The organism is Psychrobacter sp. TB20-MNA-CIBAN-0197 (assembly GCF_040309765.1).
GTDB classification, from domain to species: Bacteria; Pseudomonadota; Gammaproteobacteria; order Pseudomonadales; family Moraxellaceae; genus Psychrobacter; species Psychrobacter submarinus.
On record NZ_JBEOPC010001334.1, the window covers coordinates 1 to 239 of the forward strand.

General features: G+C 62.8%; 1 protein-coding gene. It reads left to right on the top strand.

Annotation, left to right across the window (positions count from 1 at the left end; genetic code table 11):
* A partial coding sequence (locus AAEY83_RS18290; RefSeq protein ID WP_351061535.1) for a SulP family inorganic anion transporter occupies nucleotides 1-239 on the top strand: 239 nt, incomplete at both ends.

Here is a 239-nt window from a genome sequence, read left to right on the forward strand (position 1 = left end):
CCCTCGGTGCCGCCGTGGTGATCGCCATCGGGCAATTGCCCAATCTGCTCGGGCTGGAATTGCCGGCCAACACCACAGCGCTCGCCAGCCTGATGGATCTGCTGCGACATCTGGGGGCTGTGGATAAGCCTTCACTGATGCTCGGCGTCGCCACGGTAATCGTCGGCGTGACCCTGAAAAAACTTCTGCCGCGCTGGCCGACGTTGTTGATAACGCTGGTGCTGGCCAGCCTGCTGGTG